We start from the raw sequence: 1,783 nt of genomic DNA, 5'->3' as shown, positions 1-1,783 counted from the left end.
TTCCGTCGTGAGCGTTTGTACCAACCTGAAGTCCTAGCATCTAAAGCTTTGTTGTAAACAAGTCTTACACATCCTAGAGTTCTCCTCAGCAGAGTTTCCTGTTCAGGGGTTGGATAGAAACGGTAACGGTAAGCTTTTTCGACCATTATTTACTCTTTGGTATATACTTACATTATAATATATTCTGTGTAAGGTTTCAAGTAAGCGCAATTCATGAGGGGCTGTGTGGGTCACCTGCGGGAGCACTTTATACGCCCCGTCTCCCGTTATACCCGTAGGGTTAGCGGGAGATGAATTGCTGTTTTAGATAAAATACGATATCTTGGTATATCTTGATTCTCAACTGTTTTCACAAGTTGCCTTATGCAAACTTTACCGACTGATTCCCCATCTGGTCAAGGGATGGAAGCCCCGAAACAAGGCTTACCCGTTACCATTATTACCGGTTTCCTGGGTAGCGGCAAAACCACCCTCCTTAACCATATCTTAAGTAACCAAGAAGGCGTCAAAACAGCGGTCCTTGTTAATGAGTTTGGTGAAATTGGTATTGATAATGAGCTGATTATCAATACTGATGATAATATGGTCGCCCTGAATAATGGCTGTATCTGCTGCACCATTAATGATGATTTAATTGAAGCAGTTTACAAAGTATTGGAGCATCCAGAAAAGCTGGATTATTTAGTGGTGGAAACTACCGGATTAGCGGACCCCTTACCAGTGGCGCTAACCTTTTTGGGCACAGAATTGCGAGATATGACTCGTCTTGATTCTATTGTCACTATGGTAGATTCAGAAAACTTTAGTATCGATCTATTTAATAGTGACGCGGCAACTAATCAGATTGCTTATGGGGATATTATTATCCTCAACAAGACTGACTTGGTCGATCAAGCCAATGTAGACCACTTGGAAAACCGGCTCAGAGATATGAAAACTGATGCTAGGATTTTGAGAACTACTAAAGCCGAAGTGCCAATTCCTTTAATTCTCAGTGTTGGTCTCTTTGAGTCTGATAAGTATTTCGACAGCAAAACATCAGATCATGATCATCACCACCATGATCATGACCATCATGACCATCATGACCATGATCACCATGATCATCACCACCATGATCACCATGACCATGATCATCACCACCATGACCATCATGACCATGATCACGCTCATCACTATCACTCCGATCACCTAGAAATTGACGGATTCACTTCCCTTTCTTTCGAGAGTGACAAGCCCCTAGGGCTTCGGAAGTTTCAGGATTTCCTAGACAATAAGTTATCCTCTAATGTGTTCCGCGCTAAGGGAATTCTCTGGTTTGATCAAAGTCCTCAGCGTCACATCTTCCACCTCAGTGGTAAGCGTTTCTCTATTGAAGATGATGAGTGGAAAGGTGAACCAAAAAATCAATTAGTGCTGATTGGTCAAGATTTAGATCATGATACATTACGTGAACAATTAAACCAGTGTATCTCTTCAGAGTCTACCAATACACAGCAGGGGATTTGGTAAGCAATTGTTGAATTAAGAATGAAGAATTAAGAATGTAGAATGAAGAATTAAGAATGCAGAATCCTAAATTCGGCGTTGCTGATTATGGGTATGATTGAGCCCCCCTAGCCCCCCAAGCGAGGGATTGCTCGCTTGGGGGGAACAAGACTTTCTTGGGTCCCCCGCCCCCCTAGCCCCCCAAGCGAGGGATTGCTCGCTTGGGGGGAATTAGCGGATGCTTAGCTTTTTTAAAGATGGGAATTTAGGGGTCTTTACCACAATCAGATGATTA

General features: G+C 42.7%; 1 protein-coding gene and 1 pseudogene. One reads left to right on the top strand and one right to left on the bottom strand.

Going from position 1 to position 1,783, the window contains the following annotated elements; genetic code table 11:
• On the bottom strand, positions 1–146 hold a 146-nt coding region (locus tag F6K20_RS36935; RefSeq protein ID WP_287298188.1), incomplete at its 3' end, for a helix-turn-helix domain-containing protein.
• Between the two features lie 217 nt (positions 147–363).
• Between F6K20_RS36935 and F6K20_RS36930 the strand changes: the two are divergent.
• Positions 364–1,528: pseudogene (locus F6K20_RS36930) on the top strand (CobW family GTP-binding protein).
• Positions 1,529–1,783: the final 255 nt, after the last annotated feature.

This window comes from Moorena sp. SIO2C4, assembly GCF_010672485.1.
GTDB classification, from domain to species: domain Bacteria; phylum Cyanobacteriota; class Cyanobacteriia; order Cyanobacteriales; family Coleofasciculaceae; genus Moorena; species Moorena producens.
Note: the sequence above shows the minus strand (reverse complement) of the source record. Positions and strands in the feature narration are given on the sequence as shown.